16 protein-coding genes are annotated in these 13606 nt (G+C 54.7%); 7 read left to right on the top strand and 9 right to left on the bottom strand.

What is annotated here, in order from left to right; all coding sequences use genetic code 11:
- Window positions 1-22 precede the first annotated feature (22 nt).
- Window positions 23-625: a short chain dehydrogenase gene (locus F3J30_RS14360; protein WP_166717665.1), complete on the top strand. Its 603-nt coding sequence runs from the start codon at window positions 23-25 to the stop codon at window positions 623-625.
- A 132-nt stretch (window positions 626-757) separates the two neighbouring features.
- Here F3J30_RS14360 and F3J30_RS14355 read toward each other — a convergent pair whose 3' ends face one another.
- The 6 genes from F3J30_RS14355 to F3J30_RS14330 form a co-directional block, all read right to left on the bottom strand.
- Window positions 758-2137: an amidohydrolase family protein gene (locus tag F3J30_RS14355; protein ID WP_166717664.1), complete on the bottom strand. Its 1380-nt coding sequence runs from the start codon at window positions 2135-2137 to the stop codon at window positions 758-760.
- A gap of 16 nt (window positions 2138-2153) precedes the next feature.
- Window positions 2154-3104, bottom strand: coding sequence for a carbamate kinase family protein (locus F3J30_RS14350; protein WP_166717663.1), 951 nt, complete (start codon window positions 3102-3104; stop codon window positions 2154-2156).
- A 120-nt stretch (window positions 3105-3224) separates the two neighbouring features.
- Window positions 3225-4769 carry a xanthine permease gene (locus F3J30_RS14345; RefSeq protein ID WP_166717662.1) on the bottom strand — a complete coding sequence of 515 codons (1545 nt, stop codon included), beginning with the start codon at window positions 4767-4769 and terminating at the stop codon, window positions 3225-3227.
- Between the two features lie 11 nt (window positions 4770-4780).
- A complete protein-coding gene (locus F3J30_RS14340; protein ID WP_211053258.1) occupies window positions 4781-6196 on the bottom strand; it encodes a DUF1116 domain-containing protein in 1416 nt (471 codons plus the stop codon).
- Entirely contained in the window at window positions 6196-7737 is a 1542-nt protein-coding gene (gene fdrA / locus F3J30_RS14335) for an acyl-CoA synthetase FdrA (protein ID WP_166717661.1), read from the bottom strand. Before fdrA ends, F3J30_RS14340 begins: the two co-directional genes overlap by 1 nt.
- Window positions 7738-7843: 106 nt before the next feature.
- The gene (locus F3J30_RS14330) at window positions 7844-8449 is read right to left on the bottom strand and encodes an ankyrin repeat domain-containing protein (protein WP_166717660.1); all 606 of its coding nucleotides are present in this window, start codon (window positions 8447-8449) and stop codon (window positions 7844-7846) included.
- Between the two features lie 369 nt (window positions 8450-8818).
- Here F3J30_RS14330 and F3J30_RS14325 point away from each other — a divergent pair, with 369 nt between their 5' ends.
- Window positions 8819-9748: a LysR substrate-binding domain-containing protein gene (locus F3J30_RS14325; protein WP_014071462.1), complete on the top strand. Its 930-nt coding sequence runs from the start codon at window positions 8819-8821 to the stop codon at window positions 9746-9748.
- Here F3J30_RS14325 and F3J30_RS14320 read toward each other — a convergent pair.
- A complete protein-coding gene (locus tag F3J30_RS14320; RefSeq protein WP_002903230.1) occupies window positions 9745-9903 on the bottom strand; it encodes a YqaE/Pmp3 family membrane protein in 159 nt (52 codons plus the stop codon). The two genes, F3J30_RS14325 and F3J30_RS14320, sit on opposite strands and share 4 nt — an antisense overlap.
- Before the next feature lie 176 nt (window positions 9904-10079).
- Here F3J30_RS14320 and F3J30_RS14315 point away from each other — a divergent pair, with 176 nt between their 5' ends.
- The 3 genes from F3J30_RS14315 (at window position 10080) to F3J30_RS14305 (ending at window position 11170) form a co-directional block, all read left to right on the top strand.
- Window positions 10080-10379 (top strand): metalloregulator ArsR/SmtB family transcription factor, encoded by a 300-nt coding sequence (locus F3J30_RS14315; RefSeq protein ID WP_014071463.1) that lies wholly within the window; start codon window positions 10080-10082, stop codon window positions 10377-10379.
- Between the two features lie 10 nt (window positions 10380-10389).
- Entirely contained in the window at window positions 10390-10911 is a 522-nt protein-coding gene (locus F3J30_RS14310) for a rhodanese family protein (RefSeq protein WP_166717659.1), read from the top strand.
- 79 nt (window positions 10912-10990) lie between these two features.
- The gene (locus F3J30_RS14305) at window positions 10991-11170 is read left to right on the top strand and encodes a hypothetical protein (protein WP_166717658.1); all 180 of its coding nucleotides are present in this window, start codon (window positions 10991-10993) and stop codon (window positions 11168-11170) included.
- A 39-nt stretch (window positions 11171-11209) separates the two neighbouring features.
- Here the strand turns inward: F3J30_RS14305 and stpA are convergent, their stop codons facing one another.
- Window positions 11210-11614, bottom strand: a complete 405-nt coding sequence (gene stpA / locus F3J30_RS14300) for a DNA-binding protein StpA (RefSeq protein WP_014071466.1) — start codon at window positions 11612-11614, stop codon at window positions 11210-11212.
- A gap of 634 nt (window positions 11615-12248) precedes the next feature.
- On the opposite strand from stpA, the gene alaE reads away from it, so the two are divergent.
- The gene (gene alaE / locus F3J30_RS14295; RefSeq protein WP_014071468.1) at window positions 12249-12698 is read left to right on the top strand and encodes an L-alanine exporter AlaE; all 450 of its coding nucleotides are present in this window, start codon (window positions 12249-12251) and stop codon (window positions 12696-12698) included.
- 33 nt (window positions 12699-12731) lie between these two features.
- Here the strand turns inward: alaE and F3J30_RS14290 are convergent, their stop codons facing one another.
- Entirely contained in the window at window positions 12732-13076 is a 345-nt protein-coding gene (locus F3J30_RS14290; RefSeq protein ID WP_014071469.1) for a DUF2002 family protein, read from the bottom strand.
- A 160-nt stretch (window positions 13077-13236) separates the two neighbouring features.
- On the opposite strand from F3J30_RS14290, the gene F3J30_RS14285 reads away from it, so the two are divergent.
- Complete coding sequence (locus F3J30_RS14285) at window positions 13237-13563, top strand: DUF883 domain-containing protein (protein WP_014071470.1); 327 nt, start codon at window positions 13237-13239, stop codon at window positions 13561-13563.
- The last annotated feature ends 43 nt before the right edge of the window (window positions 13564-13606 follow it).

The following is a 13606-nucleotide window of genomic DNA, read 5'->3' as shown; positions in this document are numbered from 1 at the left end:
CTCACAACATAAGGAGTCTGCTATGAAAATCGTCATTATTGGCGCCAGCGGTACGGTCGGTCGCGCAGTAACGGAAGCGTTAAGTCTTCGCCATGAGGTTATCCGCGTGGGGCGTACGCAGGGTGATTATCAGGTGGATATCACCTCGCAGGAGAGCGTGCAGGCGCTGTTTGAAAAAATCGGCCCGGTGGATGCCATTGTCTCTGCCAGCGGGGGTTTACACTTCGGCCCGCTCGCCACGATGAAAGACAGCGATTTCAACCAGGGCTTGCAGGACAAGCTTCTGGGGCAGGTGCGCCTGGCGCTGACCGGCCAGCACTACCTGAACGAGGGCGGCTCTATTACCCTGATTAGTGGCATTGTGGCGCACGAACCCATTGCTCAGGGGGTAAATGCCACCACGGTAAATGCCGCACTGGAAGGGTTTGTCCGTGCGGCGGCCTGTGAACTGCCGCGCGGTATTCGTATCAACCTGATTAGCCCGACGGTGCTTACCGAATCCGCCGAAGCGTACGACGGTTTCTTCCCCGGTTTTGAAAGTGTACCAGCGGCGACCGTGGCCCAGGCCTATCGCCGCAGCGTGGAAGGCGTGCAGAGCGGGCGGGTGTATAAGGTGGGTTATTAAGCCTTACGGGCAGCGACTCATACCCGCATCGGGAATGCCGGGTGTCGCTGCGCTTACCCGGCCTACATAAGGATCGTGCGGCCTGATGCCCTCACCCCAACCCTCTCCCACAGGGAGAGGGAGAAATGCACATCAGCCCACCGCCCCCCAAACAAGGTTGCCGTTATGGAAGGTCGCAGTGCGTGGGGAAATGCGCGCTACGGCTTCGGCGGAACAGGAAGCATCCACCAGCACAAAACTGGCATCGTCCTGCGCTTTTGGCCACACGCGCTCACCTTTGTCGTTGAGCGGCAGCACATCACCGGTGGCGATACCCAGTGCGCGGGAAAGGGTTTGCTCGTTCGGGCGAATATATAGCTGGGCGTAAAGGTTCGCTTTTTCCAGCATGTCGCCCAGGCCGTACGGCGACCAGTGGTCGATCACGCTGTCGGTGCCCGTCATCACAAACACGCCTTTATCACGCAACTGCTTCAGCGGCATGTGCAGAGTGCCAATCGGCACGGTGGAGGCAATTGTCACCTGCTGCGCCGCCATGCGGGTGGCAATTTCATCCACCTGCTGCTCGTTGAGCGTGGCCAGCGCGAAAGCATGGCTGATGGTCAGCTTGCCCTTCAGCTCAGGCGTTTTCTCCACCGTTTCGACCATGTAATTCACCGCCGCAACGCCCGCTGGGCTGGTTTCGTGCAGGTGAATATCCACCCCTTTGTTGTAGTCCAGTGCAATCTGGAACATGGTGTCGAGGGATTTTTCCATCGCGCCATCGACGTTGGTAGGATCAAGCCCGCCAACATAGTGCGCCCCGGCCTGCATCGCTTCGCGCATCAGCTTCTCGGAATGGGATAACAGCAGCCCATGCTGCGGGAAAGCGACAATTTCACAGTCAAAACCGGGCTTGCGCCGGGATAATACGGCTTGCAGGTTTTCCAGATTTTTCAGGCCGGACACCGGTTCAATATTGCAGTGGCTGCGGGCAATGGTGGAGCCTTTCGACTGGATCAGGTCGATCAGTTTTTCCGCTCGCTCCTGGGTATAAGGTTGCAGCTCTGGCAACAGTTTCTGCTCCAGGCGGATCATGTCCTGGATGGTGGTCCCGGCCGGGCGATTCAGCGAACGCCACGGGCCGCCGTAAAACGTTTTATCCAGGTGAATGTGCATGTCACGCATCGCCGGAAGCATCAGTTTGCTGCCCGCATCGTAGTGCGGCAGCGTGGCATCGGCGTGGCTTTTGTTATCCCGCAGGGCGACTATTTTCCCGTCTTTGATTTCCAGCGTTTTCAGCTCGGTGCGGGTGCTGGTCGCGACGCTGCCGTCGAAATTGAACCCGGCTTCCAGCAGGACGTTATCCAGATAGTAGTGTTTTGCGGTGATGCTCATGGGTTTGCCTGTCTCACAGATTTGCTTCGCGGGATCCGCAGCATACGCGACAGAGCCGGTAGCACCAAACAGAGCGCAGGCAGTGACCATTTTGCCGCTCTGGCTGATAAATTCACGGCGGCTTTTATTCTCACTCATCTTTTCTTCCTTTTGCTTATGCATTCACAATGTGGGTGCCGGTTTCACCGCGCAACGCCGCGGGCAGGCAGTCCGGCGAGGTGATCACCACCCGTTTGCCGCCATGGTGCAGGAATTCCAGTGAGGCGACGATTTTCGGCAGCATACTGCCCGCCGGGAAATGCCCCTCTTCCATATAGCGTGTCATCTGCGCCACGTTTACCGTATCCAGTGCCTGCTGAGTCGGCTTACCGAAGTTCACGCACACTTTTTCCACACCAGTGGTGATAACCAGCACATCCGCGCCGATCTCGCGCGCCAGCAGCGCGGTGGAGAGATCTTTATCGATCACCGCATCCACGCTCTGGTAATCCCCCTGCTCGGTGCGAACGACCGGAATACCGCCGCCACCGGCGCCGATCACCACAAATCCCTTTTGCGTCAGCGTTTTGATCGCATCGGCCTCAACGATACGTAACGGCTGCGGTGAGGCCACCACGCGGCGATAGCCCCGGCCAGAATCCTCTACAAAATGCCAGTCCGGGTGTGCCAGCTGTAATTCGTCGCGTTGTGCTTCACTGAAGAACGCGCCGATGGGCTTGGTAGGATGGGTAAAGCCGGCATCGTTTTTATCCACCTCTACCTGTGTGACCACCGTTACCGCCTTTTTCTCGCCACGCGCGGCAAGGCGGTTGTTTAACGCCTGCTGGATCAGATAGCCGATCCCGCCCTGAGTATCTGCCACGCAGTTCGCCAGCGGAGTCAGCGGCAACCCTTCACGCTCGTGGGCGATTTCCGCCCGGCGCAGATCCAGCCCCACCTGTGGGCCATTGCCGTGGGTGAGCACAATGTCGTAATCGGATGCCAGCATCTCCAGCACCGACTCCGCAACGGCTTTAACCGCCTGCGCCTGATGTTCAATCGACTGGCTGGCGTTATCTTTGATAATGCTGTTGCCGCCGATGGCAACGACCATGAGCTCTTTCATACGTTTTCCTTCATCACGGTGCGGTATGTTTCCCCTCACCCCAGCCCTCTCCCCAAAGGGGCGAGGGAGTTAACGTCCCCTCTCCCCTTTGGGGAGAGGGTTAGGGTGAGGGGCAAAGTTTTAGGACTCAGAAACCGGTGCACTTGTGCTCGCCACTTCGCGGCTATCAAGCACATGCTTCACGATGAACATGCCACCCATCATCAGATACGCGGTGACGAACATCAGCGAACTGCCTTCGGCAAAGCCCACTACCGGCGCGTGGATCACGCCAAACAGTGCCAGCAGCGCACCAACAGCGGCAGCAATGGCGCCACGCAGCGGTTTATTGATGATGGAGAAGATGGCGATACAGCCCCAGAGCATACTGGCGAGCGGAGCACCGTTGCCCAGATGGACCAGTCCTTCGTAGTAGATGCCTTTGCTGTGCAGCACGTCGGTACCGATTTTCGCCGCATTGGTTCCCGCTGCCCCCATCACGCTGTTCATCATGGTCAGCGCCCAGTTGGCTATCCACGGGAACAAGCAGATGAAGATAACGGGCACCTCCACTTTGGGCGTTTCCCTCACCACCTGGTTGGCGGTCACCACGCCGATAAACACCAGAATCGGCACGATGGCGGTCATCGGAATAATGGCGAGCATAAACGCCCCCAGCCCGAACAGCGGTACGATGAACATGGTCACACCGGATGCCAGCGTATAGCCGATGCTCGCCCCCATGGCTTTCCAGCCTGCGTGACCCACGTAGACCGTCACCGGGAACGGGTTACCCATCAGACAACCCAGCATCGACGCCAGACCGTTCGCCAGCATCACCTTGCGGGTCGGGTATTCATCCCCTGCCGCGTGGGCGCTTTCGATGTTTTCCAGGTCAAAGATGTAGTTTGCCAGCCCCAGTGGAACCGCTGATGCCAGGTACGGCAGCGCGTGCGGCAGCCCTTGCAGGAAGCCTTCCACATGCACTTGCGGCGGGTTAAAACCAAACGACGACATAGACGCTTTAATCGCTTCCGGGCTTTGCAGGCCGGAGATCCACGCCAGAGCCGTACCGGCAATTAACAGCAGAAGGCCGGTCGGGATTTTGGCGAAGATCGGCTTTTTGCCAAACCAGTTAATGAAGATCAGCAGCAGTACGATGAACGACACGGTCGGCGCTTCGAACGCCTGGAGCATCGGGTTCATCGCCAGCAGCAACAGACCCAGCCCGGACAGACACGACAGCAGCACGGTGCGTGGGATCATCTTGCGGATGGTTTCCCCTAAAAACGAACCGCCCGCCAGGATCATCGCTTCCACGAAGCACCACACCAGACCAATCTGGATGGCAAAATCCGCATCGCCGGTTTGCTGATAGACCGGCATCAGCACCAGGAAGGTCACGGTAAAAATCGACGGAGCACTCGGACCGGACGGCAGCGCGGTAACGTCGTTACGCCCGGTCTGGCGCGCCATTTGCAGGCCAAACCACGCATAGCAAATGCTCGCGACCAGTACCGCCAGCCCGAAGGCTGGCGCGATGCGTCCATAAACAATCTCTTTCGGGATGCCGACGACAAAAATGAGCAACCCCATCATGGTCAGCAAATTGGTCAGGTTGTTGGTCATCAACCCGAAATATGCCGCCCAGTCACCTCTTTTCCACTCCAGTTTCATGTTTTTCATGGATGCTTGCCTTATAAAAAGTAGCGATCGCGGAAGGTCAACAGCGCCTTTTCAAAACAGCTAAATGGCGGGTGAACGATGCCCGCCCCAATCATGCCGATACCCGCATCTTTGTGGGCAATCGCGGTGTTGATCACCGGTAAAATGCCACTGCCTGCCACTCTGGTGATGTCGATGGCGGTCGGGATGCCCATAAACGAGAGCAGCGGAATGGTGACGTTCGGGTTTTCGCCGAGGGTGATTTCCCGCATCTGGCGGGAGAAGTCGATAGCTTCATCCACCGTGCCGCCCACCAGCGCCACAATCGCCGGGGCCGTTGCCATTGCAAAACCGCCGATACCGTAAGTTTCCGTGATGGCGCTGTCGCCGATATCCAGACCGGAGTCTTCCGGTTTGTAACCCGCAAACATCGGGCCAATCACCTGCTGCGCCGGGCCGGTGAACCACTGCCCCGGCAGGCCGGAAATACGCAGGCCGAATTCATAGCCGTTACGCGCCATGGTGGTGACCACGGTGCTGTACTCAATGCCGTGGGCGGCATCCAGGGCAGCTTTACACATCGCCATCCACGTTGGGCCAGAGAAGTAATCGCTGCTGGCGACAAACTCGAACACTTCACGCTGTTGTTCCACCGTATAACCCGCCTGAATAAGGCCCGGCGTCAGCGCCTGGATCAGCAGCGTGGTGCCCGCGTTGTTACGGTTGTGGCACTCATCGCCCATGTGCAGGGCCTGCGCCAGCATTAAGCGCAGATCGATTTCGCCGATGATTTTCATGGCATCGCGCAGCATCGGGCCGAGCACGTCACGCATCCAGTTCAGACGGTCGATCACGCTCTGGTCATTGGCGCCCATACGCAGAATTTTTGCCATCTGCTCGCTTAAGTTAGTGAATGCGCGGTTACCGTAGGTTTTGTTTTCGACGATATGCATGAACATCGAGGCTGAGGTAACACCCGCCATGGAGCCTACGCAGTCGTGTTCGTGGCACGGCGAGAAGGTGATCTCACCGGATGCCGCCAGCCTGGCCGCGTCTTCCAGGTTTTTCGCCAGCCCTTCAAACACCAGCGCGCCGGTGACCGCCCCTTTCATCGCCCCACACATGTTCTCCCAGGAGACAGGCGGGCCCGCGTGCAGAATGGTGGTACGGGTCATGCCCGGCACCACGTTTATCGCCTGGTCGTAGCCCACCAGCACCGGATGTGACTGAATAATGCGCTCAAGGGCAATCTTATTGGCGGCAGCAATTTTGTCGGCCAGCGGTTTGCCCGCCAGTTGATCCAGCGCTTCCACGACCTGCATATTGCCTTGCCCCGGCGGCGTCCAGTCCAGCTGAGTCACGGGGACATGCTGCTTTTTGAGGTCGTCACTGAACATCGCAATGCCGACGTTAATCACGTTCAGCGGCTGATTAAATAAAGTCGTCATTATGCTTTCTCCCCTTTGCAGACAAATTCGCGTGCCAGTAATCCGGTGTTGGTGCTGCTGCTGGCCCAGATAACGCCGGCATCGGTCAGAAGCTGGCACTGCTGAGCCAGTGACGGTGTGTCCTGGTCTGTACCGAGCACGTAGCCGAGGATCTCCAGCGGACGGTTATCGGCCTTCGCAATGGCCTGCGCCTCTTTAATGGCGTCGATCATCACCCCCACCGGATCTTCATGCGCGCCAAAGCCCAGCACGAAGTCCATCACAATCACCCCCACTTCCGGGTCGCGAGCTTCCTGTAACAGGCGGCTGATGCGGTTGGTCGGGTCGATCATCGGGTGCGGTTTACCGTTGGTGAAGTCGTCGTCGCCAAAGTCGAGGAAGGTATGGGCCTTACTGACGTTAATGTCGCTGAGACGTTTCGTCGGGTCCGGCTGAATGTTGCTGTAGACGTCGTCGAATTTATCGAGCGCGGCGAACATCGCTTCATCGCACAGCGTGCCGCCGCAGAACAGGCCGCGAATGTATTTTTGCTGTGGGGTCAGACGGGCGCGCACCTCTTCAATCAGCGGCCAGTTGAGCGGATGCAGATCAAGGGACTCTTTTTTGATACCGGTCAGCAGCACCGCTTTCAGCGCGGCTTCCTTGGTGCCACGGGCAAACTGTAATCCGTCTTCATCAGCAGGAGGGGCATTACGGCCGAGGAAGCACGCGATCACAGGTTTGCGGCAGGCGCGCGCACGTGCCAGCACTTTTTCTGCCACCGCAGGCGCAGGCGGCTTGGAGATGAGCGCAATCACCTGCGTGGCGTCGTCGGCTTCCAGCATGTCGATGGCATCGAGCATCATCAACCCGCCAATTTTTTCACTCAGATCGCGGCCACCGGTCCCAATCAGCTGTGACACGCCGCCGCCGAACTCATGAATTCGCACGCTCAACTCCTGGCTGCCGGTGCCGGACGCCCCGACGATACCAATCGGCCCACGGCGCACCGCGTTGCCAAAGCACAGCGCCGCGCCGTTAATAATGGCGGTGCCGCAGTCAGGCCCCATCATTAACAGCCCTTTCTGGTGGGCCAATTGCTTAAGCGCCAGCTCGTCGTCGAGGCTCACGTTGTCAGAAAACAGCATCACGTTGAGATCGTTTTCCAGCGCCTGACGCGCTTCGCGGGCGGCAAAGGTGCCGTTCACCGAAATCACCGCAAGGTTTGCATCGGGGCGATGGGTTTTAGCACTGGCAAGGGTGGCATAGCGTGCTTCATGGCTGCCGCCGCTCTCTTTGCGGGTGAACAGCGCTTCAATGGCGGCCAGCGTTTCGTCATTCGCCGCAGCGCCTTTAATGACAATCATCAGGTCGCCGTTTTTGGCTTCAGCTAATTCAGGCGTTAACAGCCCAAGATTTTTCAGTACGCCTTTATTCATTTCCGTCGCCATCGCCACAAATGCCTGTTCAACGCCCGGCAATTTATTGGCTTTGGTGGAAACCGACATTAATGAGACGGAATCAAAATAAGTATTCTTTTTTATCACGATTTTCGTTGGCATTATTTTTACCTGTATGAGGATAAAAGGGGGCCGCCACCGTGCAAAAGGCACGACGGTAAAATGCTGTGCTTATTCATGGCCAGCCCGGTCAGGCTGGCCGGTTTATTTATGCGCCAGCTGCCAGCAGCAATTCAGCGATTTCATGGAAGCCTTTTTCCCGCGCCAGTTCGAGCGGGGCTTTACCGTATTTGTCGGTCATGTGCGGATTAGCGCCGTTATCCAGCAGCAGCTTTACAATTTCCTGCTGCTTTGCGCCGCCATCGTTGAGAACAATGGCCTCCAGCAGCGGCGTCCAGCCCACGAAATTCGTGTGGTTAACGTTGATATCGGTCAGCGCCAGCAGTTCACGTACAATTTCAACGTGGCCTTTTTCGCTGGCAGGCGTGATGCCCACACCGCCAAAGCGCGTCAGCCTTTCCAGGTCAGGGCCAGCCGGAAGAACAATGCGTAACAGGGTTAAATCGTTGGTCAGGCAGCTAATCAGGAAGGGGTTAAAACAGGTATTATCCTGTTTATCAATATCCGCCCCGGCAGCAATTAAATGCTCCACACAGGCGTATTGTTTATTCAGGCTGGCAATAATAATGGCGGTTCTTTTCTGGCGGTTAGTGGCATTGATATCCACGCCTTTATCCAGACACGCTTTTAGCGCGTTGATATTCCCTTGTTCTGCCGCCAGCAGAAATTCAGTAACGAGTTCATTTGCAGACATATTCAGACTCCCGACGTTTTCATTTCTGATGACCTGAGAATAGCAACAGCCCCTTCAGAAAAGAATCCGCTTAAATATCATTCACCGGAACATGACAGATTGTTGAATAAAAATTAATAATTGAGCCAAAACGTGCGCCGGTACAATGTTTTTCTTATGTTTGCCTGCTTTTGATGGCGGAAAACAGCATTCTGCTTATGTCTCTCAATCCCTTGCTGTGCGCGGCTCACAATAAATTTCAGGAAGTGTGATGCTGCTCAAATCAGTTGTAACGTCAGTGTTAAAATCTGTTCAAAACTGGTTGCTCCTGGGGGAGATTACAAATAGATTCAACAATGCCGCGCTGGCCTGTTAGCCTGGAGCCTGATGATGAATTCCATTTTTACCGAAGAGAACCTGCTGGCCTTCACCATGGCGGCACGCTACAGCAGCTTTAGCAAGGCAGCAGAAGAACTGGGCCTGACGACATCGGCCATCAGCTACACCATCAAACGTATGGAAACCGGGCTGGACGTGGTGCTGTTTGTGCGTAACACGCGAAGCATTGAGCTTACCGAATCCGGATTTTATTTTTACCGGAAAGCCACCGACCTGCTGAACGACTTTCACGCCATTAAGCGCGGGATAGATACCATTTCCCAGGGTATCGAAGCGCGGGTGCGCATCTGCATCAATCAGCTTTTATATACACCGCGCCACACCGCCAGGCTGTTACAGGTACTGAAAAAGCAGTTCCCGACCTGCCAGATAACCGTCACCACCGAGGTATACAACGGCGTCTGGGATTCCATCATTAATAACCAGGCCAATATCGCGATTGGCGCACCGGATACCCTGCTCGACGGTGGCGGGATTGATTACACCGAAATCGGCGCTATCCGCTGGGTGTTTGCCATTGCCCCGGAGCACCCGCTGGCGTTCACGCCTGAGCCGATAGCCGAAAGTCAGCTGCGCCTGTATCCGAATATCATGGTAGAAGACACCGCGCACACCATTAACAAGAAAGTAGGCTGGCTGCTGCACGGGCAGGAAGCGATTCTGGTGCCGGACTTCAACACCAAATGTCAGTGTCAGATCCTCGGAGAAGGGATTGGTTTTTTACCGGAGTATATGGCGCGGGATGCGGTGGAAGACGGGCTGCTGGTGACGCGGCGTATTAATAACCCACGCCAGGATTCGCGCATGTTGCTTGCCACACAACATGCAGCGACCGGCCAGGTCACACGCTGGATCAAACAAGAGTTTGGCCCTCAGGGTGTGCTGACCGGAATATACAGTGATTTGCTCTGGCGCGCTTAATCGCGGGTTTGTACCCAGAACGCGTGAATAAGACCCGGAATATAGCCAAGTAGCGTCAGAATGATGTTCAGAATAAACGCCCAGCCAAAACCTTTACCTAACAGCACGCCCAGCGGCGGCAGGATGATCGTGAAAACGATACGCCAAAAACCCATACAGACTCCGTGCAAGCTCATTCATTAAAGATAAAAGAGGATACCCTCTAAGCGTAGTCAGTTTAGCGGGTGGTACTTCTCTGCGTTGGCCTTTTACCCTCTTTTACGCTTTTGACACTGGCTTAATCCACGCCTTTAGTTTAGCATTTACTTAATTAAGAAAAAGCTAAACTAACATGACTGAACTCGAACAACTCCAGGCCAGCGCTGAGCAGGCCGCTGCACTCCTGAAAGCGATGAGCAACGCCCGCCGGTTGCTGATCCTGTGCACGCTGTGCGGTGCGCCGGGCACCAGCGCGGGCGAACTGGCGCGTGCCACGGGGCTTAGCGCATCAGCCACCTCGCAACATCTGGCGCGAATGCGTGAAGAGGGGCTTATCGACAGCACCCGCGATGCCCAGCGCATTCTCTATTTCATTAAAAACGATGCGGTGAATCAGCTCATCAGCACCCTGAAAACCCTTTATTGCCCGTAAGGAGCCGCAAATGTCACTCCCGCTTATCTCCCCGCAGCAGGCGAATGCGCTGATTGCTGAAGGCGCAACGCTGATTGATATTCGTGATACCGATGAATATGCTCGGGAGCATATTCCGCTTGCCCGTTCCGTTCCGCTGGATACGCTCCCTGCCGGGCTTCAGACCCAGCCGGGTGAAACGGTTATCTTCCACTGCCAGTCGGGGGCGCGTACCTCGGGCAATGCAGCGCGTCTTGCGCAGGCGGCATCATCCGCACAGGCGTATGTGGTTGAAGGCGGAATTCAGGGCTGGAAACAGGCCGGGTTGCTGACCGTTGAAGACACATCACAGCCGCTCCCGCTGATGCGCCAGGTGCAAATTGCTGCCGGGCTGTTGATTTTGTGCGGAGTGGTGCTGGGATATAGCGTCTCCAGCGGCTTTTTCCTGCTCAGCGGTTTTGTCGGTGCCGGGCTGCTGCTTGCCGGGCTGAGCGGCTTTTGCGGAATGGCGCGTCTGCTGAAAGTGATGCCGTGGAACAGACGTACCTCATAAGCAGTAATTCATTGAATACACTGTACCCTGCGCCAGACGTGGGCTAAGGTGAAGAACACCACAATGATGAGGAGGTACTATGTTTTCAGTCGGCGATTTTGTGCAACCACGTATGGGCGGCCCAAAACTAAAAGTGATCGAAGTGAATGGCGAGAGCATCGTGGCAGTACAGGCCAGCAATGAGCAAGGCGAGAAATTTACGCTGAAGGCGGCGGATGTCACCCTTTATACCGAAGACGGTGATTTCGGCGTCTGCTAAAGAACGCAGCCGGGCGGAACCTTCCGCCCGGCACACGAATTAAATCAGGAAATCATCCAGTGATTTACCGTTTGCCAGTGCGCTCGCAATAGGTTTTGGCGTGCGGCCCTGACCGGTCCAGGTTTTTTCTTCACCGTTAACGTCGATGAAGCGATATTTTGCTTCACGCGCTTTACGTTTTTTCGCCTGTTGACCCGCGTTGCTCGCTTCAGAGCCCAGCAGATCGGCTGGAGAAATACCGTCAGCTTTCATTCGTTCCAGCAGAGCATTAATTTTATCCTGCTGTTCAGCACGTTGCTGTTCGAATTCAGCCAGCTCGTTACGTTTTTCTTCAGTAACGATCCTGACTTTTTCCAGCATCTCTTCAAGCGCTTCAATAGAGAATTCACGCGCCATTGCACGAAGTGTGCGGATATTATTAAGATTCTGTAACGTCAAAGACATATTAATGGAAAACCTTTTATTTGTGATAAATCGAAAAATCAACTGACAGAATAATTCATTTCCCCTGCAATATCCACCCATCGAAACTTAAAGCCATTATTGTAAATGTTTTAAAATATAATTTTGGATGCCGGTTATGTTTCCAGGAGGAAGCTTTATTTCTCTGGAGGATAATGGCTCGCGTAACAGTATAAATCGCATCGCGTTGCTCCCCCTGCAAACAAACTGAATATTAATGCATTTATAATGAATAAAACAAAGTCTTTTTTGGCAGGATTTTTATCTGCAAAAACGAATAATGAAGAACAATCATCATGGAATGGTCGGTTTTCACACAAACCAAAGAATGCCATGCTGAACACCGCACCCGGTGCAAAAACCGACTCATGCAAAAACAACTTAACACGCTGATTTAAAAACAAATAAAATAGCATGAGAGAGAAAATAGCGAGGCGATTAACAAATACACAATTTCAGAGAATATTGTGGACAAAAAGGCAATAAATAAAAATTAATCACTAATTGTTAGTTTCAAACCAGAGATATACTCTATACACGTCAAACAAACCAACCTAAAGCACTAAAGGCTGAACGGTAAAGCCCCATTATTATGTTCTTCTCAAGGAGTTCAGACATGTTCTCACCGCAGTCTCGCCTGCGCCATGCGGTAGCGGATACCTTCGCGATGGTTGTCTACTGTTCCGTCGTGAACATGCTGATCGAAATATTCCTCTCCGGAATGTCCTTCGAGCAATCACTTTCTTCTCGCCTGGTGGCTATCCCGGTGAACATTATTATTGCATGGCCTTACGGATTATACCGCGATGCAGTCATGCGTCTTGCACGCCGTATCAGCCCGGCAGGTTGGGTGAAAAACCTGGCCGACGTGCTGGCCTATGTCACTTTCCAGTCACCGGTTTATGTCGCGATTTTGCTGACCGTGGGCGCAGACTGGCATCAAATCGCCGCTGCGGTAAGCTCGAATATCGTGGTGTCGATGTTGATGGGTGTGGTGTACGGCTATTTTCTCGACTACTGCCGTCGACTGTTTAAAGTCAGCCAGTACAACCAGGCTAAAGCGTGATGTATCGCGACTGGCGCATTGCCAGTCGCACGCTTACTGCTGTTCGCCGAACAGTCCCTTCAGAAAACGCTCCAGCGCCATGCGAGAGCTGAAACCATGCGGAATACCATAATGTTCATGCGTTTCACCGCCTAAATAGAGCGGGAATTGCTGGTAGTGATCGCAGGTTTTTATATCCGAGGCAGGCTCAGCAAATGAGAGACTTCTGTCTTTCAGCGTCGGGTGAATAATGAGAGCAGTGCGCCCCATTCTGGCTTCACGGTTGACGTAAACATAATTCTCGCCGCGGCGATATCCATAGGCTTTTGATGTCACTTCGTCCATGGTAAATCCCGCTTTTTCAAGAACGCGCGCCACCTCATCGGGTCGTAAATACATATTTAATCCTCGTTATCTTTTCCTGCCCGGCAACCTTACAGTATTCAGCATTAGCAACGCTTTCAGAATATTCCATAAACCGCCTGATTAGTCGTGACTCGCTTCAGATAATAAAATCCTGGGCTAAACTCAATGAGAATGCAAAATGACGGAGGATCGCATGTTTAACAGACCGAACCGAAACGATATAAACGACGACGCTCAGGATATTCGTAATGATGTCAGCCAATTAGCGGACACGCTGGAGGAAGTGCTGAAATCCTGGGGGTCAGATGCGAAGGACGAAGCAGATGCCGCAAAACGTAAGGCTCAGTCTCTGCTGCGTGAGACCCGCGCCAGAATGCATGGCCGCTCTCGTACCACGCAGGCCGCCTGTGACGCAGTCAGTTGCGCCAATACCTTCGTCCGTGAAAAACCGCTCTGCGCGCTTGGCACGGTGGCGGCAGTCGGGATTTTTGTCGGCGCCCTGCTCAGCCTGCGTAAATAACCCACAATGAGATGTGCGTCAGCCCCGGTTTGCCCCTGGCTCC

It is taken from the genome of Enterobacter sp. Tr-810 (assembly GCF_011752765.1).
Lineage (GTDB): Bacteria > Pseudomonadota > Gammaproteobacteria > Enterobacterales > Enterobacteriaceae > Enterobacter > Enterobacter soli.
The sequence above is the reverse complement of the archived record's forward strand: the minus strand, read 5'-3'. Positions and strand labels throughout refer to the sequence as shown.